1 protein-coding gene is annotated in these 227 nt (G+C 49.8%); it reads left to right on the forward strand.

The features are described 5' to 3' along the window. Positions 1–227 (forward strand): IS3 family transposase (locus PPOP_RS14825; protein ID WP_148277962.1); only part of this gene is annotated, 227 nt, incomplete at both ends.

Raw genomic sequence — 227 nt, forward strand, 5'->3', positions numbered from 1 at the left:
TATGGCACTCGAAAAATCAAAGTCAAGCTCCATGAACGCGGGATAGTTGTGTCCAGACGCCGAATTGGTCGGATTATGAAGGAGCAAGGGTTGGTTTCGACGTACACCGTGGCGCAGTATAAGCCGCATAAGACCAAGTGCAATGAAGAGGCTACAGCCAACAACTTGAACCGAGAATTTGACCAAACGGAACTCAAGCGATTCGTGGTCAGCGACCTGACCTACGT

The sequence above is a fragment of the Paenibacillus popilliae ATCC 14706 genome, from assembly GCF_000315235.1.
GTDB classification, from domain to species: domain Bacteria; phylum Bacillota; class Bacilli; order Paenibacillales; family Paenibacillaceae; genus Paenibacillus_B; species Paenibacillus_B popilliae.